We start from the raw sequence: 21,067 nt of genomic DNA, 5'->3' as shown, positions 1-21,067 counted from the left end.
ATAAAATCGAACAATCTATTATCTTTACCAAATGATTTTAGTCACAGGAGGAACAGGTTTAGTAGGTGCGCATGTATTGCTTCATTTAATTGAAAATGGAGAAAATGTACGTGCCATTTATCGCACTACAAGAAGTATAGAAAAGACTAAAAATCTATTTCATTTATACAAAAAATCGAACTTGTTTGATACTATCGAGTGGATTCAATCAGACATAACAGACATTCCTACATTAGAAATTGCATTCGTGGGAATCGATTATGTTTATCATTGTGCAGCTTTGATATCTTTCGATCCAAAAGACGAAAATTTAATTCGGAAAACTAATATTGAGGGAACTGCAAATATTGTCAATTTTTGTATTGCCAATACTATAAAAAAATTGTGTTTTGTAAGCTCTATTGCTGCGCTTGGAGATTTAGCAGCCCATGAAAATCTAATTACGGAAGAAACTGAATGGAATCCCGAAAAGCCGCACAGCGATTATGCTATTTCTAAATATGGCGCCGAAATGGAGATTTGGCGTGGACAACAGGAAGGATTGCAAGTTATAATTGTAAATCCCGGTGTTATTATTGGTCCTGGTTTTTGGGAACAGGGAAGCGGTCAACTTTTTACGAAAGTAAAAAAAGGATTATCATTTTACACCTTGGGAAGTTCTGGGTTTGTCGCCGTGACAGATGTAGTCCGAATTGCAGCTCAATTAATGAAAAGCGAAATTCACAATGAACGATTTACATTAATTGCAAAAAACATCGTTTTCCGAGAAGTCTTGAACAGTATTGCTGATTCGCTACTTGTAAAAAGACCTAACATTCATATAAACCCGTTTTTTATAAATGTTTTTTGTCGAATAGACTGGGTTCTATCAAATATTTTTATGCAAAAGAGAAAATTGCCTAGCTCAACTGCAGAAGCATCATATTCTACAAACAAGTATTCCAATGAAAAAATCACAGCTATTTTAAAAACAGATTTTTTAGAAATCCATCAATACATTAGAGAAATTTCAACTTTATATAATTAAAGCCTTTTTCTTTGTTGTATCTCTAAAGAATCTATCATTTTACTAGTAGGCGAAACTGTCTTTACAACTGAATTTTTCTTCTTTTTCTTTTTCTCTTCAGCCTTAATTGTGGCATTAACAGCAATTTTATTTTTAGTCAACCTATCATTAACTTGACCTACAATACCTGAATACTCTTCATAATTAGAAGCATAATACGTATTGCTTTTAGAAAATTGTAGACTGTCAATCTTATATTTTTTATAAATATATACTTTAGGATTTATTTTAAAAGTATCTAAAGAAATAGGATTTTGGTATTTTATAGCTTCTAAAAGTGATAAATCATACATAATATCAATCATTTTGTCTTTTTCTATAAGTCGACTTGGTTTTTTTAAAACCGCATCCTTACAGCTTACAAGAACTGCAACAATCACTAAAAATGCTATTACTTTCTTCATATACTCCTTATTTACCTATCAAACAACAATCGTTTTCCGGCACGAATTTCTTTTACTTTGAAAGCGGTATACACTAATTGTCCGTTTACAAAAGTATGCGTTATTCTTGATTTAAACGTAAATCCTTCAAATGGAGACCATCCACATTTAGCAAGAATATTTTCTTTCTTTACACTCCACGGCAAACCTGAATTGATAATAACCAAATCCGCATAATAGCCTTCTTTTATAAAACCACGTTTTTCAATTTTGAAAATCTTAGCCGGATTATGGCACATTTTTTCAACAATTTTCTCAATGCTGATTTTACCTTGGTGATGCGCTTCAAACATAGCCACAACAGCATGCTGAACTAATGGACCGCCTGAAGGAGCCTTTAGATAGGGTAGCTTTTTCTCTTCTAGTGTATGCGGAGCGTGATCAGTGGCAACCACATCAATACGGTCGTCAAGCAATGCTTCCCAAAGCACTTTTCTATCATTAGCAGTTTTTACGGCTGGATTCCATTTGATTAAATTGCCTTTGGTTGCATAATCATCATTGGTAAACCATAAATGATGAACACAAACTTCAGCAGTGATTTTCTTGTCTTCCAATGGAATTTTATTGGTAAACAAATCCATTTCTTTAGCAGTCGAAAGATGAAATATATGCAAACGTGCGCCGGTTTTCTTAGCCAAAGCAATTGCTTTTGAAGAGGAAATATAGCACGCTTCTTCGCTTCTGATCAGGTGATGAACCGTTACAGGAACATCTTCTCCAAACTCTTCTTTGTACTTTTCAAGATTATTTTTGATGGTCGTTTCGTCCTCACAATGAACAGCGATAAGCATAGGCGTGCTGGAGAATATTTTCTCTAAAGTAGCTTCGTTATCGACCAACATATTTCCGGTTGATGAACCTAAAAATATTTTTATTCCTGCAACATTCTTTGGATTTGTTTTTAGAACTTCTTCTAAATTATCATTTGTAGCACCCATCATAAAAGAATAGTTCGCATAGGATTTCTCGGCAGCGATTTGATATTTTTCTTCTAAAATTTCTTGGGTTACCGCGTTTGGAACCGTGTTTGGCTGCTCAATGTAAGATGTAATTCCTCCAGCAACTGCAGCTTTAGATTCTGATTCAATATCTCCTTTGTAGGTTAGACCTGGCTCTCTAAAATGAACTTGATCATCAATCGCTCCAGGAATTAAGTAATTTCCTTCGGCATCGATTATTTTACATTGAGAAGATTTAGCGCTAATGCTTTCCGCAATTTCAACAATTAAGTCATCTTCAATTAATACATCGCCTTCAAAAATCGTTCCTTCATTTACTATTTTGGCATTCTTAATTAAAATCCTATTCATCGTATCTTCTTCTTATAATGTGTTGACTAATTTTTTTAATCTAAGTGAAATAACTCCCAAAATTGCTTCTTTAATAATTAAATTACTCATTTTGGATTGCCCTTTAGTCCTATCCGTAAAAATGATAGGTACCTCAACAATTTGAAATTTTTTACAGTAGGTTCTGTATTTCATTTCAATTTGAAAAGCATACCCTACAAATTTTATTTTATTTAAATCAATGCTTTCCAATACTTGTCTTTTGTAACAAACAAAACCTGCAGTTGCATCATGAATTTTCATTCCAGTTATAAAGCGTACATAAACAGAGGCAAAATAGGATAGTAAAACACGACTCAAAGGCCAGTTCACTACATTTACACCTGTTACATACCTGGAACCAATTGCTAAATCAGCATCTCCTAAATGACAGGCATTATACAATTTCTCTAAATCACTTGGATTATGTGAGAAATCCGCATCCATTTCAAAAATAAAATCATATTTACGCTCTAAAGCCCATTTAAAACCATGTACATACGCAGTTCCTAATCCTGCTTTTTTTGCTCTTTTTTCCAAAAACAACCTGCCTTTAAATTCAGACTGAAGCATAACTACTCTATCCGCAGTACCATCAGGCGAATTATCATCAATAATAAGAACATGAAAAAGCTTGTGTTGAGAAAGCACTGTTCTGATAATGCTTTCGATATTTTCAATTTCGTTATAGGTAGGAATTATAACAATACAATCGTTCATCTTTTGAGTAATTTCAACGCAAAAGTAAACTTTTTATGCCATTTGATTCATAATAAATTTATAATAAAAAAGAATGATGCAAAAAAATAGTAATTTTGCGTCGCTATGATTGAACACGTACTTCATCCAAGGATAATCGGAAATAAAGATTGGGCTACACTTTTATTTGTGTTGTCTTTAGCTATTATTGCTATTACTAAATCAGTTTTTGAAAACCGTTTTGGCGATTTCTCCAAATTAATTTTTTCAGATAAATACACTAAAATTTATAAAGACAGCAGCCATCTTAAAAGTGGCTTTACCATTGCATTGTTTTTTGTTCAAGTTGTTTCATTTGCATTTTTCATTCAGATTTCATTAAGTCAGTTTGGATATGCTACAAAAACAGATTGGATTTTATATATTCAAATAATCACATTTCTTATCTTTTTTATTTTATCGAAATATCTCATAGAAAAAATTATCGGTACAGCATTCAATATGGAGGAATTTGTAGAACAATTTAACCTCCAAAAAGTAACTTACAGAACCTATATTGGATTATTTATACTACCAATCAATATTATTCTGTTCTATTACGACACAATATCAAGAAATATTCCATTATTTATTATCGCTACTGTATTGATAATAAATGTTTTAACATATTCAATTTCAATAAAAAACTATCAAAACTTAATATTCGGTAAGTTGTTTTATTTTATTTTATATCTTTGCGCTCTTGAAATAGCCCCCTATTATTTTATGTATTATTGGCTCACAAAAGGGAGTGCGTAGAAAATGTTAAAATATGAAAGTGAAAACAATTTTGGTGTCACAGCCCGAACCTAAAGTGGAAAATTCCCCTTATTTTGAGCTTCAACAAAAGCATAAAGTTAAAATTGATTTCAGACCTTTTATTCATGTAGAAGGCGTTAATGCAAAAGAGATTAGACTTCAAAAAATCGATCTCAATCATTACACAGCAATTATTTTGACAAGCAAAAATGCTGTAGATCATTTCTTTAGAGTTGCTGATGAAATGCGGTTTAAAGTTCCTGAAGGACTGAAATATTTCTGCCAGTCAGAAGCAATTGCATTTTACCTGCAAAAATACGTTGTGTATAGAAAACGTAAAATTTACGTAGGACCTAAAGATTTTGCTGATTTATCACCATTGATAAAAAAATACAAAGACGAAAAATTCTTATTACCAGCTTCAGATCAATTGAATGCCGATGCGCCAATAACGCTGAATGCTTTGAAGGTAGACTGGACACCAGCCGTGTTTTATAAAACGGTGATGAGTGACCTGTCTGACTTAGCTGATGTCTATTATGATGTTCTGGCTTTCTTTAGTCCAACCGGGATAAAATCATTGTTTAAAAACTTCCCTGACTTCAAGCAAAACAACACTCGTATTGCCGTTTTTGGAAGTACTACACAAAAAGAAGCATTGGATCATGGGCTTAGAGTGGATATTCTAGCACCAACGCCAGCAACACCATCGATGACAATGGCTTTAGAAAAATACATTATCGAAGCTAATAAAGGAAAATAAAATAGTACTTTTTAGATAAAACTACAAAGCCATTCGCAATCCGAATGGCTTTTTTTATTTCTAACAATTAGAAAAATACCACTACACTCATTTTACTAATCGCTTTTTACTTAAATTTGATTTAGAATTAAAACTAAATACTACATTTTAGTTCAAATAATAACTCATGAAAATAAATTCCCTCTTAGTAAAAACAGACGGCATCGATAAAGAATTTTCAGAAACCTATTGAACGATACCGGAAAGTCAATTCTTCAAATCGCAACCAAAATAGGAGTTTCGGGATCAAAGTTTACTTTTTAGGTTATGACACGATTACTTATGTTGGGATTTTCTTAGATAAAGCTGGATGAAATCCAGAAGTAGTAAGGGAATTATAGAAAATTTACAAAGTATTGAAATGCCATTACACACGGAAAACTGGTTTATTTTAATCAAAATCATTTGCCTCGACGACGCAAACATTAATACATTTACTAAATACCAAAATCAAGGCTATAAAGGTATTTCCAGAACAGAAACCTCCATATCCTTAGACAAAACAAATTGAAAGAAAAACTTAACTTTAAAAGCAAAAAAAATAAAACCGTATGAGAAAAATAAAACTTACCCTTGTAATACTTCCTTTCGCTATTGTTTTAATGAACTGCAACTCCACAAAAAAAGGAACTGAATATACCGCAGTACAAAAAGAATTAAGCTACAATAAGGATATCAAACCAATTATCGAAACTAGTTGTACACCATGTCATATTCCTCCTCAAGGAAGAAAAGAACCTTTAGAAAACTATATCCATGTGAAGGAAAATATCGGGGCAATAATTGACCGTGTTAAATTGCCTCAAGAAGATCGAAAATTTATGCCTCCTAGAAATAAAAAACCAGCATTAAATGACAGTCTAATTGCAGTTTTAGTAAAATGGCAGCAACAAAATATGCCTGAATAATACTTTTCTAAAAAATCCGTCTAAATAGACGGATTTTTTTTTTAATTTCTTCTGTTTCCTCCCATATAAATAGAAACATAGTACAGCAACGTAGCAATTGACCCTAAAGCAGCCACTACATAGGTTCTCGCTGCCCATTTAAGCGAATCTTTTGCTCCTGCCTGCTCTTGTGGTGTCAACATTCTTTTATTTTCTAACCAAGCCAATGCACGATTGCTCGCATCATATTCTACCGGTAAAGTAACAATCGAAAACAAAGTTGTTGCGGCAAAAATCACGATTCCCACTAATAACAATTGAGGAAAAGTTTTCATCATTAAGATTCCTGCGAGCAAAATCCACTGCATGTATGTTGAAGCCACATTTACGATTGGAACTAATTGCGATCGCATCGTCAACCATTGATATCCTACAGCATGTTGCACCGCGTGACCACATTCGTGAGCAGCAACAGCAGCAGCAGCAGCATTTCGTTGGTTGTAAACCGCTTCACTTAAATTCACCGTTTTATCAACTGGATTGTAATGATCCGTTAATTGTCCCGCAACCGAAATTACTCTCACATCGCGAATTCCATTATCAGCAAGCATTTTTTCGGCGATTTCAGCTCCGCTCATTCCGTTTTGTAATTGTAATTTAGAATAATGTTCAAATTTGCTTTTCAGTCTTGAACTAACTAACCAGCTAAATAGCATAATTGCTCCAGCAAGAATCAAATAACTCATTCCCATATTTTTGTTTATTTTTTTAAATGTTTAAAATAAAACATCAAATTTTGAACCAATTATTTACAGTGTCAATTTGGCATTGGAAAAATGGAACGCGGATAAAATGGATTTGCAAGGATTTTATGAATTGAAACAAAAAATCCAAATTCCAAAAATGATTTTGGAATTTGGATTTTAATATATTTATTGAAGAAGGTATTACCCCACCAAATTGATTATTTTTCCTGGAACAATAATCACCTTATTTGGCGTTCTTCCTTCTAATTGCTTGATGGTTCTTTCATCTTTCATTACGATTTCCTCGATTTCTTCCTTGGTTAAATCCAAAGGTAAAACCATCGTGAAACGCATTTTTCCGTTGAAAGAAACCGGATATTCCTTGCTACTTTCTACCAAATGCTGTGCATCGAATACTGGAAAAGCAACTGTTGCAATCGAACCTGAATTCCCTAACAACGACCATAACTCTTCAGCGATGTGTGGCGCATAGGGCGAAATCACAATTGCCAATGGTTCCAAAATTGCACGAGAATGACAGTTTTGAGTGGACAATTCATTCACACAAATCATAAACTGAGAAACCGATGTATTAAAAGAGAAACCCTCGATATCTTCCGCTACTTTTTTGATGGTTTTGTGCAATGATTTCAAGTTGTCTTTCGTAGGCGCTTCATTATTCACAATCAAACCATTATCATCAAAATACAAACGACACAGTTTTTTCAAGAAACCAAAAACTCCCGAAATTCCTGCAGTGTTCCAAGGTTTTGCTTGCTCCAATGGTCCTAAGAACATTTCATACAAACGCAACGTATCCGCTCCATATTCATTACAAATATCATCTGGAGTAACCACATTGTATTTGGATTTTGACATTTTTTCGATTTCGCGACCTACAATGTATTTTCCGTTTTCTTCGGTGATGAATTCTGCATCAGCATAATCCTCTCTCCAACTTTTGAATCTTGCAATATCTAATTCATCAGATGAATTTACCATTGAAACATCAACATGAATAGGCTGCACTTTTTGTCCATCGATTTTATTTTTAGAAACATACGCATTTGTTCCGTCTAATCTATACACAAAAGCACTCATTCCCAAAATCATTCCCTGATTAATCAGTTTTTTGAACGGTTCTTCCGTTGGTGCAAAACCTTTGTCTTTTAGGAATTTGTTCCAAAAACGGGAATACAATAAGTGACCTGTTGCGTGTTCGCTTCCGCCAATGTATAAATCTACGCTTTCCCAATACGCAAGCGCGTCTTTACTCGCAAATTCATTTTCATCGTGTGCATCCATATAACGCATCCAATACCAAGAACTTCCTGCCCAACCCGGCATCGTGTTCAATTCTAAAGCAAATATCGTTTGACCCTCGACTGCGCTCGAGTTGACAAGATCGGTAGAAACAACTTTGTTTTTTACACTGTCCCAAGCCCAGACCAAAGCATTTCCTAAAGGTGGCAAACCATCTTCAGTTGGCAAATACTTCTCTACTTCTGGCAAGATGATTGGCAAATGTTTCGCATCAATCATTTGCGGCAAGCCATTCACATAATATACCGGAAACGGTTCTCCCCAATAACGCTGACGAGAGAAAACAGCATCACGCAAACGGTAATTCGTTTTTCCTTTTCCTTGGTTTATTTTTTCTAATTCTTCAATTACTTTTTGAGTTCCTTTTTTATAATCTAATCCATTTAGGAAATCAGAATCTACCAGTTGAAAACCTTCTTTGGCTCCAAAAGCAGCCTCAGATATATCTTTGTCAAAAATGTTCTTGATTTCCTGCATTCCGTTTTGCCCTTTGAAGAAATTCGCAAACGCATAATCTCTTTCGTCACCACAAGGAACCGCCATAACAGCGCCTGTTCCGTAACCTGCCAAAACATAATCCCCAATCCAAACCGGAATTGGTTCTTTCGTAAACGGATGTTCTGCATACGCTCCGGTGAATACTCCCGAAATGGTTTTCACATCAGCCATACGCTCTCTTTCGGAACGTTTTGATGTTTTTTCTATATAAGCTTCTACATCCGCTTTTTGTTCTGCAGTTGTAATTTGTGAAACCAATTCATGTTCTGGAGCCAAAGTCATAAACGTAACCCCAAAAATAGTATCAGGTCTTGTCGTGAAAACCGCAATTTTAGGAGAAGTTCCCTCGACTGCGCTCGGGATGACATTGAATTCTACAGTAGCCCCAACGGATTTACCAATCCAGTTTCTTTGACTTTCTTTGATGCTTTCGCTCCAATCAATAACGTTCAAACCTTGCAACAAACGTTCTGCATAAGCCGAAATTCTCATGCTCCATTGCGTCATTTTCTTGCGCACCACCGTAAAACCGCCACGCTCCGAAACGCCATTTACAATTTCGTCATTTGCCAAAACCGTTCCTAATCCCGGACACCAATTCACCTCAGTCTCGGCTAAATACGTCAATCTGTATTGCAACAAAATTCTCTCCTGCTGTTCTTTTGCGAAAGCGTTCCATTTATTGGCAGAAAATGCTTCAATATTTTCATCGCAAACCGCATTGACATTTGCATTTCCTTCTGTTGAAAAAATGGAAACCAAAGTCGAAATATCTTCGGCTTTATCGCTGTTTTTATTGTACCAAGAATTGAATAATTGGATGAAAATCCATTGGGTGTGTTTGTAATAATCCGGATTTGAGGTACGGACTTCTCTGCTCCAATCGAAAGAGAATCCAATTTTGTCCAATTGCTTTCTGTAACCCGCAATTTTATTTCCTTCTTTATCTGTTCCTCCGTCAATATTTACCGAAGTCGTATCTTCCGGACGTTGTCCCGTTTGAATAGCGTATTGTTCCGCAGGCAAACCAAAACTGTCGTAGCCCATTGGGTGTAAGACATTAAAACCTTGGTGTCTTTTGTATCTGGAATACACATCGGAAGCGATGTATCCCAGCGGATGTCCTACGTGCAATCCCGCTCCAGATGGATAAGGAAACATATCTAGGACATAATATTTAGGTTTTGTTGAGTTGTTTTCAGCTTTAAAAGTTGCGTTATCTAACCAATATTTCTGCCATTTGGCCTCTATTTCGTTCGGATTGTATTTCATTCTACTTTCTTAATTGTTCTTTTAATGGATTCATGCTATCGCATACTCAAGTCATTTTTTTAAGGTTGTGAGTAACTGAGTAACTAAGGTTCTAAGTTTTATTGCGATGACTATTTTCAGGTGCCAAATTTACGTTTATTGTACGAAAGTTAAAACTTTGAGCGTTATTAACTTTAAATAAAGAAATTCTTTATTATTTTTACCCCATAATTTAAATAAACTATGAGTTCTTCCTTTGATAAATTTCAAAAACGCAGGTTAATTTCTTCTTATTTTTCAGTAGTATTAAGTGTATTCTTAGTGCTATTCCTATTAGGAATGTTAGGGTTTTTCATTATAAATTCTAAAAAACTGGCCGATGATTTCAAGGAAAAAATTGCCATGACAGTGTTTTTCAAAAACGATGCTAATGACAGTATCCTGAAAGCTTTTGGAACTGAATTAAAAACAGCTCCTTTTGCAAAATCATCTGTTTACGTTACCAAAGAAGCTGCTGCAAAGCAACATACTGATATTATAGGTGAGGATTTTATGGAATTTCTTGGCGAAAACCCTTTGCAAAACTCCTACGATATTCACTTAAAAGCAGATTATGTAATCAAGGATAGTATTGCAAAAATAGAAACTCGTTTACGCAAAAACGCTATGATTTCGGATATTGTTTATGACAAACAATTAGTAAATCTTGTCAATGATAATATCAAAAAAGTGAGTATGTGGATTTTAATTATTAGCGGATTTTTCACCGTTATTGCCGTTTTATTAATCAACAGCTCTTTACGTTTATCCATACATTCGAATCGATTTATCATCAAAACCATGCAAATGGTAGGAGCTACAAAAGCATTTATCAGAAAGCCATTTGTGATGCGAAGCATAAAACTGGGGATGATTGGTGCAGGTTTAGCCATTTTAGCATTGATTGGCGTTTTGGTTTACGTTCAAACTAATTTTCCCGACCTTGGTATTCTTGACGACAAATTATTAGTTAGCTTAGTTTTATTAGGTGTTTTAGGCATTGGTATTGTAATTACTTGGCTAAGTACATATTTTGCAACACAACGATTTTTAAACTTAAGAACGGACGATCTTTATTAATTTAAGATTACAGATATAAAAAAAACAGCATTATAATTCAGCATAAATGAAAGATAACAATCAAAAACAAGAATTCCTTTTTGATAAAATAAATTATAAAATCCTATTAATTGGGATTGGAGTAATTGCTTTAGGATTTATTCTAATGTCAGGTGGTGGAAGTAATGATCCAAAAGTGTTTAGCGAAGCAATCTTCGATTTCAGAAGAATTCGTCTTGCTCCAACAACTGTTTTAATCGGTTTTGGAATCACCGTTTATGCCATTCTTAAAAACCCAAAAAAAGCATAAATGAATACTTTACAAGCAATTATTCTTGCCATTATTGAAGGAATCACTGAATTTCTACCTGTTTCTTCTACCGGTCACATGATTATCGCATCTTCTTTTTTTGGAATTGCACATGATGATTTTACGAAACTTTTTACTATTGTTATTCAATTGGGGGCTATTCTTTCGGTTGTCGTTTTATATTTTAAAAGATTCTTTCAATCCTTTGATTTTTATTTCAAATTACTGGTTGCTTTTATTCCCGCAGTTGTTTTTGGATTGCTTTTCAGCAAAAAAATAGACGCTTTACTGGAAAGTCCGGTTACTGTTGCCGTTTCTCTTTTGATAGGAGGAATCATTTTACTAAAAGTAGATGATTGGTTTGCAGTTCCAGAAGTTGGATATCCAGTAAGTAAGGAAATTACTTACCTGCAAGCATTTAAAATTGGAATGTTTCAATGTCTTGCCATGATTCCGGGTGTTTCACGAAGTGGTGCTAGTATCGTAGGCGGAATGTCTCAGAAACTATCTCGAACTACTGCCGCAGAATTCTCCTTTTTCCTTGCCGTTCCTACCATGTTAGGTGCTACCGCAAAAAAATGTTACGACTATTACAAAGACGGATATGTATTGACGCACGAGCAAATCAACTTTCTTATCATTGGCAATGTGGTGGCATTTATTGTCGCACTTTTAGCAATAAAATCATTCATAGGTTTTTTAAGCCGAAAAGGATTTAAGATTTTTGGTTATTACAGAATTATAGCTGGAATTATACTGTTAATAATCCACTTTTTCATTCATCCATTGACTATTATTTAATGACAACCGAAGATTTTTTAGAAGGACAGATTATACTCATTGACAAACCTTTGAATTGGACTTCTTTCCAGGCAGTGAATAAAATGAAATGGGCTTTGATAACCAAAATGGGACTTCCAAAAAAATTTAAGATTGGTCATGCTGGAACTTTAGATCCTTTGGCAACGGGATTGCTTTTAGTATGCACGGGAAAATTTACAAAAAGAATTACGGAACTTCAAGGTCAAGCCAAAGAATACACAGGGACTTTTCATATTGGAGCGACTACTCCTTCGTACGATTTAGAAACCGAAATTGACCAAACATTTCCAATTGAACATATTAACGAGGCTTTAATCACGGAAACCGTAAAACAATTTTTGGGGGAAATCGACCAGAAACCACCTATTTACTCTGCTATAAAAAAAGACGGCGTTCGCTTGTACGAGCATGCCAGAGCAGGAGAAACAGTAGAAATTGCAACTAGAAAAACAACTATACACGAATTTGAAATTACAAGAATTGAACTTCCTGAAGTCGATTTCAGAGTAGTTTGCAGCAAGGGAACCTACATTCGTTCACTGGCTTTCGATTTTGGAAAGGCCATGAATTCAGGTTCGCATTTAACCGCTTTACGCCGCACAAAAATCGGAGATTACAATGTAACTAACGGAATAAATGTTGAGGTATTTGAACAAAGTTTAGCTCCTCAATTGTAATCAAAAGCAAAAACACATGACAAATACAAAATTGAACTTGCGATGTGTCTTTTCTAAAAAGTTAAAGTAGTTTTAATCCATACTTTTTTGTTTACTGGGCTACGCCGTTGGTTTTAATAATGAGTTAAGTTTTTACCTCCAAATAGTAAACGCGATAAATAATCATAAAACCTTTCAAATAGTTTTTTCATAATGATGTTTTTTAAAATTGAAACAATATTTAAACACCTATAAAAAAAGCAAAGCGTAAATAAAATAGTAAATCTGGTTGGCTGTTACTAAATTACGATTTTTTTTTGATTCAACAAAAAATAAAAACATTTTTTTGATATAGAAAAAACACACATCACTAAACCTATTTTTTACCTTTAAATATTCTGTATCAAGTCAATCACTTCGTTTTGCGTTCTTAGACCTTTATCTTTTAAATACCACAATTGTAATTCTATTTTAACTTTTTCATCAATAACCCCAAATTTATTTTTGTAATCATTTATCAAATCCGTTGCACCTTTTGGTCTTGGCCCCCAACTGCCAATCAGACTTCCTGTTGCTTTATCAATTATGATTAATTTCGGAATCGCTTTCTTTTTATTCGTCAAAAATAAGTCCATCAACTCCTCGTTTTCATCACGCAAAACAATTCTCATTTCAATTTTATCTTCGGAAGCGATGACCATTTTATTAAGAACAGGCACTATTTGCGCTGTATCTCCACACCAGCCTTCGGAAATAACCAACCAAATGTAATGATTTTCTAAGTTTTTTAATTTCAAGATATTCTCATCTGGAATTCTTATTGTTTTATCCAAACGATCCATGCGCGTTTCATTCAAAGAACTGTAATGTGTCAAATTTTCGGATTGTTCATTCCCTGTTGATTTCCCTTCCAATAATAAATCAGAAACCAATTTTCTATATTCAGAATACGAATGACTGTGAAATAATGCTTTAGCTATAGTTGCTTTCATGATAAAATCTTTATTCACACAAAGTTACCATAAAAACGGGGTTTAAATATGACTTATATCAGTTACAATTCCACAAAAAGAGTAATTTTATAATAAATATGTAAGAATGGATTTAAAAACGAAATCAATAGGACTGGTATTATCTGGCGGAGGATCAAAAGGCATCGCACACGCAGGAGCCATTAAATTCTTGGAAGAAAAAAACATTTTCCCTTCTCGAATTGCTGGAACAAGTGCTGGTTCAATTGTTGGCGCCTTGTATGCGTGGGGGAAAACACCGGATGAAATCCTGGAATTTTTTAAGTCTATCTACCTTTTTCATTGGAAACATTTTACCTTCACAAAAGCCGGTCTGATTGATTCGGAATCATTCAAAAGCTATTTTCATGCTATTTTCAAAGATGCCTTGCTAGCGGACTTAAAGATTCCAATTCACATTACAGCAACTGATATGGTTAGAGGGAGACTAAAAATATTTGGTTCTGAAACAACCATTATTGATGCTATTTTAGCCTCATCAGCATTCCCCGGAATTTTGTCTCCGTACGAAATCAAAGGAAAACTGTATAGTGACGGTGGTATCTTAAATCATTTCCCCACAGATATCCTTCAAGGACAATGTGAAACCGTCATTGGTGTTTATGTAAGTCCAATTCAAAAAATTGAAGCTAAAGACTTGAGTTCCATAAAAGCTGTAACCACCCGTGCTTTTGATATCCTTTCGGCAAATTCAAATATGCATAAATTCAACGTTTGCGATTGGGTTATTGAGCCAAAGGATTTGTGCCTTTACAGCACTTTTGAAACAAATAAAATAAAAATGGATGCTATTTTCAATATTGGCTATGAAGCCACAAAAAAATCCTATGAAAAACTTAATTTATAAAATTTAGGGAACGCTTTTTTTAAAAAACAGAATATGCATATATTTGCACCAATCAACGCAACACAAAAATGAAATATAAAAGAATTCTTCTAAAACTAAGTGGCGAAGCTTTAATGGGCGATATGCACTACGGAATTGACCCAAAAAGATTAGCTGAATATGCTGACGAAATTAAGCAAATTCATGATAAAGGAGTAGAAATAGCCATTGTAATAGGTGGTGGAAATATTTTTAGAGGAGTTGCCGGAGCAAGTGCAGGAATGGACAGAGTGCAAGGAGATTATATGGGAATGTTAGCTACAGTAATTAACGGAATGGCTTTGCAAGGCGCATTAGAGGATAAAGGAATGAAAACTCGTTTGCAGACCGCCTTAAAAATGGAATCAATCGCCGAGCCTTATATCAAAAGAAGAGCCGTTCGTCATCTTGAAAAAGGAAGAATTGTGATTTTTGGTGCAGGAACAGGAAACCCTTATTTTACAACTGATACCGCTGCTGTTTTGCGTGGTGTAGAAATTGACTCTGATGTAATACTAAAAGGAACTCGTGTTGATGGTGTTTATGATTGTGATCCTGAGAAAAATGCTTCCGCTGTGAAATTTGACTTTATTTCTTTTGATGATGTCCTTAAAAAAGGACTGAACGTAATGGACACCACAGCATTCACATTAAGCCAGGAAAACAAACTACCCATTGTAGTTTTTGACATGAACAAATTAGGAAATCTATTGAAAATTTGCTCAGGAGAAAACATAGGAACAGTAGTAAATATATAAATAGATGGTTAGATAGTCCTAAATCTAAAAATCTAAGAAATCTAAAATTATGACTGAAGAAATTGAATTTATATTAGATAGCACTAAAGAATCGATGACTGGTTCTATTGCTCATTTAGAAAAAGAATTTTTAAATATTCGTGCCGGAAAAGCATCTCCTGCAATGTTAGGAAGTGTTTTTGTAGATTATTATGGCTCAGCAACACCTCTTTCACAAGTATCTAAAATCAGTGTTCCTGATGCAAGAACGATCACTTTGCAGCCATTTGAAAAAAACATGCTACAAGCAATCGAAAAAGCGATTATGATAGCAAACATTGGTTTTAATCCAATGAACAACGGTGATGTAATAATCATAAGCGTTCCTGCATTAACTGAAGAAAGAAGACGTGAACTTGCCAAACAAGCAAAAGTAGAAGCCGAAGATGCAAAAATTGGTATTCGTAACGCAAGAAAAGACGCCAATACTGAGATTAAAAAACTAGAAAAAGAGGGAACATCCGAAGACATTTGCAAAAGTGCCGAAGAAGAAGTTCAAAACTTAACCAATGGTTTTATCAGAAAAATAGATGAACTTCTAGTACTGAAAGAAGCTGAGATTATGAAGGTTTAAGTTCTCTATCAATCAATATTAAAAATCCGTCCCGTCAAAATTACGAGACGGATTTTTTATTCTTATTTTTACTATAACAAAATGAGGTTGTACCCGTTTTGTAATAAAATGTATTTATGAAGCAATTGTGTTTGTTGTTCTTTTTATTTACGATTTCGCTACATGCGCAATTTCAGGCAAATGGGATTGTAAAAGAAGCCTCCACAAATAAACCACTTCCTTTTGCCAGCATTACTGTAAATAACGGTACTAATACCATCACTGATGTTGATGGTAAATTCAGTATTTTATCTTCAATTCCCTTTTCAACTTTTGATGTTTCTTATATTGGTTTCACCAAAGCGACTGTTTTTATTCAAAAAAACAAAAACTATTATATCGTAGTGCTTTCTCAAAAATTGCACGACCTCAACGAGGTGGTTATTCCAAAAGAGAATCCGGCTTTGCTAATTATAAAGAAAGTAATTGAAAACAAAAACAACAATAATCCCCAAAAAAAACTACGCAGTTTTGAGTTTAAATCCTACAATAAATTAATTGTAACTGCTAATCCTGACTCTATTGATGGTAGAATTGATTCAGTTTTCATACAGAAATCCATTGGGAAAAAATTCTCCAAAATTGATTCCTCGGATTATAAGTTTAAAGAAATTATTCGAAAACAACATTTGTTTCAAACCGAAAAAGTGTCGCAATACCAATTCCATAATTCGAAATTAAAGGAAACGATTTTAGGTACTAAAATGGCTGGTTTCAAACAACCTATTTATGAAATCCTCGCTTTTAATTTGCAATCTTTCTCGATTTATGATTCGAGTTATGAACTTTTTGAAACCAAATACAATAGTCCAATTGCTAATGATGCTTTAAAAGACTACAACTACAAAATACTCGATTCTTTGACAATAGATGGTAGGAATACCTATATGATTTATTTCAAGAACAAGAAGAAAAGAAAAGCATCCGGACTGGAAGGCGTACTTTATATTGATCAAAATAATTTTGCTGTCGCCAAAGCCATTATGCGCATAAAAGGCGTACTTGACATTAGCGGAACACATAATTTTAAATACATTCCCAGTGAGAACTTATGGTTCCCATCTGATAAAACTTTTAAAATAGTAAAAGGCAAAAATGATGACGACCTAAAAATTCTGGGGGGAACCATTCAATTTGATGGTGATGTCGAAAAAGATTTTAAACGACGAAAAAAAGAAGCCTCAGATTATACTTACTTGTTATCGCAAAGCAATAATTTTGATATTCATTATAATACTCCAATAGAAATTAAAAAAGCATCCATTTACATCGAGATTAAAGATGATGCTATTAACAAACCTGAAAATTTTTGGAATACTTACAGAAAAGACAGCCTAGACAGTCGAAGCCATAATACCTATTTGGCACTTGATAGCATTTCCGTAAAAAAAAGAATCGAAAGTCGCATCCGTTTTGGTAGAAAAATCATCAATGGTTATTTGCCGATAGGAAAGTTTGACTTAGATCTTCGAAAATTATTCAGCTACAATAATTACGAAGGCTTCCGACTGGGAATAGGCGGTATCACAAACGAAGATTTTTCAAAAAAATATAGAATTGAAGGCTATTCTGCATATGGTACAAAGGATGGCAATTTCAAGTATAATTTAGGAACGGCAACTCGGGTGGGGAAATTCTCTAATTCCTGGATTGGTGCTTCCTACACTGATGATGTTCGGGAAATTGCCAGTACTTCCTACGCAATAGATAAAAGAATTTTTAAACTCTATGATCCAAGACCTATAAACATCAGTACATTTTACAAATATGTGAGTTGGAAAACATTTATAGAAACTAAAATCATCCCTAAAACAGAAAGTATATGGGAACTATCCCATTCTGTTGTTGAACCCAAATTCAATTATATTTATAATCTGAATGGAAAATTATATTCTAATTATACGATGACAACAGCTATGGTTTCGTTGCGATGGAATCCTTTCAGTGATTATATGCAAACACCAACAGGAAGAATCGAAGTAGAAAAACGTTTTCCGAAATTTACCTTTCAATACACGCAATCACTACCAAAAATATGGCAAAATAATTTTGTCTTCAGTAAAATTGACTTCAAAACAGAATATGAAAAAAAGTATTTAAATGGTCAAAAAACGAGTTTGATTTTTGAAGCGGGATATGCTTTTGGCGACATTCCATTGACCCATTTGTACAATACTTCCCCTAACAACTTAAATAAAGAAACAATAATTCAAAGAATTACTTTTGCAGGAAAAAACAGCTTTGAAACCATGTATTTTAATGAATTTTTCTCCAGTGAATTTGCTTTTTTTCAATTCAAGCACAGCTTTAGTCGGGTTACTATATTCAAAAAAATAAAACCTTCCTTAGTCCTTGTATCCCGAATGGCTTGGGGAAACATGAAAAAACCAGAACAACATGTTGGTGTCGATTACAAAACTTTAAATAAAGGTTTTTTTGAATCAGGAATAGAACTCAACCAAATTTTTAAAGGCTTGGGAATAAGCGCATTTTACCGTTACGGCCCGAATCAACTTCCTAAATTTGAAGATAATATTGCTGTAAAAATAAACTACGTACTTAATTTAGGCCTTTAAACTAAAAAACAAAGTCCTGACTTTTTTATAGAAAAGCAGAACTTTATTTATTTTAATTTAAAATATTTTAAGGTTTAATAATCAACACTGATGGTGTATTATTGAGCCAAATACTATGAGAATCCAGCAGTTTTTTCCAGCTTTCTAAACTGATAATCATCAAATCCTGTTGCTCTAAAAACTCTTTTTTAATTGTCCTTTCCTGCATCACCATAATATGATTAGGAGCTATTTGTTCTATCGAACGAATTCCTTCTTGGATTTTTCTATTGTTTCTAATGTGTCCAACAGCATCCAAAACGGTAATTTGAGAACCGTTATTGCGAATCAATTTTTGGGCAAATTCAATCAAAAAAACATCTTCATCACTAAAAATGGGCATAAAGACCTGATTAATCTCCTCTAATTCTTTATCCACAAGAATTCCAACTGACATTTTGCTTTTAGCAATAATTTGCCTCGTTCTTTCATCAAAAGGCGAATTTTCAAACAAGCCTTCTTTTCCAGTAAATTTATCAATCAAACGATCCGGATTAATAATTCTTGTCGTAAAACCAAGTACTTTACCCAGTAACGTTCCTTCGAAAATAGATTGTCCTAAACCTACTAACAGTAAATCGTATTCGCCTTGATTAGCCGTATCCGTTATATCTGAATCAATATCATTTGACGCTTTGAAAAGGGTAATTATTTTTTGATTCAGACTTTCTGATTCCGAGATAACCGGCAAAAACATATCTCGTTCATAATCTTTCATATCAAAAGAATGCAGCTCTGAACTTAACGATAAATGCATTGCGGTAATCACCGTATTTCCACTTTGCTTTTTGACTAAACTATTAGCTACTTTCAATAATGTTTTTCCTTTTTCGGGTGTGGCAAAAGAAATCAGCACTTTATATTTACTTTTATTACTGATCTCTTCCGGGATAATACTGTCTTTTGTTTTGAAAAGATAATTTATTAAATCCAAAGCCGGACCCGTCATAAAGGTCGTCGCCAATGCCATAATAACCATCATGGTAAAAATTTCGGTTGATAAAACCCCTAAATCATATCCAATATTTAGCACAACCAACTCCATCAAACCTCTCGTATTCATTAAGGTACCAATAGACAGACTGTCTTTCCAGCTATGTCCTACGAACTTTGCCGCAAGCGCGCTACCAAAAAACTTACCAACCACAGCAACCAAAATAATCAAGCCTGTAATTTTCCATAAATGAGGATCGTCAATCAATCCTATTTGGGTTCGTAAACCTGTAAAAACAAAGAATAAAGGGAGTAATATTACAACGGAAACGTCTTCTACTTTTTCGATAAAAATAGTGCGGAATTTATTATTTTCCGGCATGATTACCCCCGCCAAAAATGCTCCAAATAAAGCGTGAATCCCTATCAACTCAGACGCATAAGAAGACAATAACAATGTCAAAAAGAAAATAGCCACAACCGGTTTGTTAAGACTTTCTCTTGTGGAATTCAAATCCCCTACTCTTTTTAAGAAAGGTCTAACTACATTCAGCATTACAATTACATAAAGTATTGCGAGTGCAATAACATACAAAGAGCTCATAAAAGATCCTGCTTTTACAATTGCAATTACTGCTGCAAGAATACACCATGCCGTAATATCATCGGCGGCGGCACAGGTAATTACAATTGCGCCTAATTTAGTCTTATGAATTCCGCGTTCCCTAACGATACCCGCCAAAACTGGAAAAGCCGTAATACTCATGGCAATTCCCAGGAACAATCCAAAAGAAAGAAATTCAACTCCGGGAGGCGCAAAAGAATGGTATATAAAATAAGCCAATCCTAACCCTAAAGTAAACGGAATAATAATACTGGCGTGACTAATAACAACAGCATCGTGCGCTTTATTTTTAAGCACTTTTAAATCCAATTCCATCCCAATAACAAACATGAAAAGAATTAATCCAATTTGGCTCAAAAACTGCAGGTTGCCTAACGAATCTTTTGGAAACAACATTGCCGAAAATTCAGGAAAATACATCCCGATTAAAGAAGGTCCTAAAACTATCCCCGCAATCATCTCCCCTATTACAGTTGGCTGCCCAATTCTTCTGCAAACCCATCCAAAAAATCGAGCGACTAAAATAATAGTGACAATTTGCGCCAGAAGAATGGCCAGTGGATGTTGCAAATTATGGTTCATCGATGCTAAAAAATCATTCCAATGTCCGTTTTCTATTTGGTGATGAACAATGTTTTGTCCTATTTCGAGGGTTTTCCCTTTTAGGACAATCCAATACATCAAGGCAGAAAATCCGCCTATAATTATCAAATAAAAAAGTGAATTTTTAAAACTTCTCATACAACCTGTTTTTTTAATTAGCAATGCTTTACGATGCAAATATGGGAAGTGATTTTTGAGAAATAAAGGAAAGCACAAGGTAATTTCTTCCGAATGTAACAAGATTGGAAAACTTTG

The 21,067-nt window shown here is 34.1% G+C and carries 20 protein-coding genes; 13 read left to right on the top strand and 7 right to left on the bottom strand.

The window, feature by feature from the left end; genetic code table 11:
• The first annotated feature begins 31 nt into the window (after positions 1–31).
• Positions 32–1,027 (top strand): NAD-dependent epimerase/dehydratase family protein, encoded by a 996-nt coding sequence (locus tag T410_RS06125; RefSeq protein ID WP_035669532.1) that lies wholly within the window; start codon positions 32–34, stop codon positions 1,025–1,027.
• Here T410_RS06125 and T410_RS06120 read toward each other — a convergent pair.
• The 3 genes from T410_RS06120 to T410_RS06110 are packed head-to-tail and all read right to left on the bottom strand — an operon-like array spanning position 1,024 to position 3,560.
• Positions 1,024–1,470: a DUF4296 domain-containing protein gene (locus tag T410_RS06120; RefSeq protein ID WP_035669531.1), complete on the bottom strand. Its 447-nt coding sequence runs from the start codon at positions 1,468–1,470 to the stop codon at positions 1,024–1,026. The genes T410_RS06125 and T410_RS06120 overlap by 4 nt on opposite strands.
• 11 nt (positions 1,471–1,481) lie before the next feature.
• Positions 1,482–2,822 carry a dihydroorotase gene (locus T410_RS06115; protein WP_035669529.1) on the bottom strand — a complete coding sequence of 447 codons (1,341 nt, stop codon included), beginning with the start codon at positions 2,820–2,822 and terminating at the stop codon, positions 1,482–1,484.
• Positions 2,823–2,834: 12 nt separating this feature from the next.
• Entirely contained in the window at positions 2,835–3,560 is a 726-nt protein-coding gene (locus T410_RS06110) for a polyprenol monophosphomannose synthase (RefSeq protein WP_035669527.1), read from the bottom strand.
• A 105-nt stretch (positions 3,561–3,665) separates the two neighbouring features.
• On the opposite strand from T410_RS06110, the gene T410_RS06105 reads away from it, so the two are divergent.
• The 4 genes from T410_RS06105 to T410_RS06090 all read left to right on the top strand — a co-directional run bounded on the left by T410_RS06105 (position 3,666) and on the right by T410_RS06090 (position 6,047).
• Positions 3,666–4,337, top strand: a complete 672-nt coding sequence (locus T410_RS06105; RefSeq protein WP_035669525.1) for a DUF4271 domain-containing protein — start codon at positions 3,666–3,668, stop codon at positions 4,335–4,337.
• Between the two features lie 13 nt (positions 4,338–4,350).
• Positions 4,351–5,100 carry a uroporphyrinogen-III synthase gene (locus T410_RS06100; protein ID WP_035669523.1) on the top strand — a complete coding sequence of 250 codons (750 nt, stop codon included), beginning with the start codon at positions 4,351–4,353 and terminating at the stop codon, positions 5,098–5,100.
• A gap of 349 nt (positions 5,101–5,449) precedes the next feature.
• Positions 5,450–5,650 carry a hypothetical protein gene (locus T410_RS17320; RefSeq protein WP_369793014.1) on the top strand — a complete coding sequence of 67 codons (201 nt, stop codon included), beginning with the start codon at positions 5,450–5,452 and terminating at the stop codon, positions 5,648–5,650.
• Between the two features lie 40 nt (positions 5,651–5,690).
• The gene (locus T410_RS06090; RefSeq protein WP_035669521.1) at positions 5,691–6,047 is read left to right on the top strand and encodes a hypothetical protein; all 357 of its coding nucleotides are present in this window, start codon (positions 5,691–5,693) and stop codon (positions 6,045–6,047) included.
• Between the two features lie 41 nt (positions 6,048–6,088).
• On the opposite strand, the gene T410_RS06085 is transcribed toward T410_RS06090, so the two are convergent.
• Together T410_RS06085 and leuS are read right to left on the bottom strand one after the other, a co-directional pair.
• Entirely contained in the window at positions 6,089–6,778 is a 690-nt protein-coding gene (locus tag T410_RS06085; protein WP_152556933.1) for a zinc metallopeptidase, read from the bottom strand.
• A gap of 195 nt (positions 6,779–6,973) precedes the next feature.
• A complete protein-coding gene (gene leuS / locus T410_RS06080) occupies positions 6,974–9,865 on the bottom strand; it encodes a leucine--tRNA ligase (RefSeq protein ID WP_035669519.1) in 2,892 nt (963 codons plus the stop codon).
• 222 nt (positions 9,866–10,087) lie between these two features.
• Between leuS and T410_RS06075 the strand changes: the two genes are divergently transcribed.
• Genes T410_RS06075 through truB form a run of 4 tightly spaced genes read left to right on the top strand, consistent with a single transcriptional unit; the run spans position 10,088 to position 12,751 of the window.
• The gene (locus T410_RS06075; protein WP_035669516.1) at positions 10,088–10,963 is read left to right on the top strand and encodes an ABC transporter permease; all 876 of its coding nucleotides are present in this window, start codon (positions 10,088–10,090) and stop codon (positions 10,961–10,963) included.
• Positions 10,964–11,009: 46 nt separating this feature from the next.
• A complete protein-coding gene (locus T410_RS06070) occupies positions 11,010–11,252 on the top strand; it encodes a DUF3098 domain-containing protein (protein ID WP_035669513.1) in 243 nt (80 codons plus the stop codon).
• On the top strand, positions 11,253–12,053 hold the full coding sequence (locus tag T410_RS06065; RefSeq protein ID WP_035669509.1) for an undecaprenyl-diphosphate phosphatase: 801 nt from the start codon (positions 11,253–11,255) through the stop codon (positions 12,051–12,053).
• A complete protein-coding gene (gene truB / locus T410_RS06060) occupies positions 12,053–12,751 on the top strand; it encodes a tRNA pseudouridine(55) synthase TruB (protein ID WP_035669506.1) in 699 nt (232 codons plus the stop codon). The genes T410_RS06065 and truB overlap by 1 nt, the downstream gene beginning before the upstream one ends.
• A 368-nt stretch (positions 12,752–13,119) precedes the next feature.
• Here the strand turns inward: truB and T410_RS06055 are convergent, their stop codons facing one another.
• A complete protein-coding gene (locus tag T410_RS06055) occupies positions 13,120–13,722 on the bottom strand; it encodes a thioredoxin family protein (RefSeq protein WP_035669503.1) in 603 nt (200 codons plus the stop codon).
• Positions 13,723–13,828: 106 nt separating this feature from the next.
• On the opposite strand from T410_RS06055, the gene T410_RS06050 reads away from it, so the two are divergent.
• The 4 genes from T410_RS06050 (at position 13,829) to T410_RS06035 (ending at position 18,612) form a co-directional block, all read left to right on the top strand.
• Positions 13,829–14,608 carry a patatin-like phospholipase family protein gene (locus T410_RS06050; RefSeq protein ID WP_035669500.1) on the top strand — a complete coding sequence of 260 codons (780 nt, stop codon included), beginning with the start codon at positions 13,829–13,831 and terminating at the stop codon, positions 14,606–14,608.
• Positions 14,609–14,676: 68 nt separating this feature from the next.
• Positions 14,677–15,384: a UMP kinase gene (pyrH, locus tag T410_RS06045; protein WP_035669498.1), complete on the top strand. Its 708-nt coding sequence runs from the start codon at positions 14,677–14,679 to the stop codon at positions 15,382–15,384.
• Between the two features lie 49 nt (positions 15,385–15,433).
• Positions 15,434–15,997 carry a ribosome recycling factor gene (frr, locus tag T410_RS06040; RefSeq protein WP_035669496.1) on the top strand — a complete coding sequence of 188 codons (564 nt, stop codon included), beginning with the start codon at positions 15,434–15,436 and terminating at the stop codon, positions 15,995–15,997.
• Positions 15,998–16,113: 116 nt separating this feature from the next.
• Positions 16,114–18,612 carry a DUF5686 family protein gene (locus T410_RS06035; protein ID WP_035669494.1) on the top strand — a complete coding sequence of 833 codons (2,499 nt, stop codon included), beginning with the start codon at positions 16,114–16,116 and terminating at the stop codon, positions 18,610–18,612.
• 67 nt (positions 18,613–18,679) lie between these two features.
• Here T410_RS06035 and T410_RS06030 read toward each other — a convergent pair whose 3' ends face one another.
• Positions 18,680–20,950 (bottom strand): cation:proton antiporter, encoded by a 2,271-nt coding sequence (locus T410_RS06030; RefSeq protein WP_035669491.1) that lies wholly within the window; start codon positions 20,948–20,950, stop codon positions 18,680–18,682.
• Positions 20,951–21,067: the final 117 nt, after the last annotated feature.

Origin of the sequence: Flavobacterium sp. 83, from assembly GCF_000744835.1 — a bacterium.
Taxonomy (GTDB): Bacteria; Bacteroidota; Bacteroidia; order Flavobacteriales; family Flavobacteriaceae; genus Flavobacterium.
The sequence above is the reverse complement of the archived record's forward strand: the minus strand, read 5'-3'. Positions and strand labels throughout refer to the sequence as shown.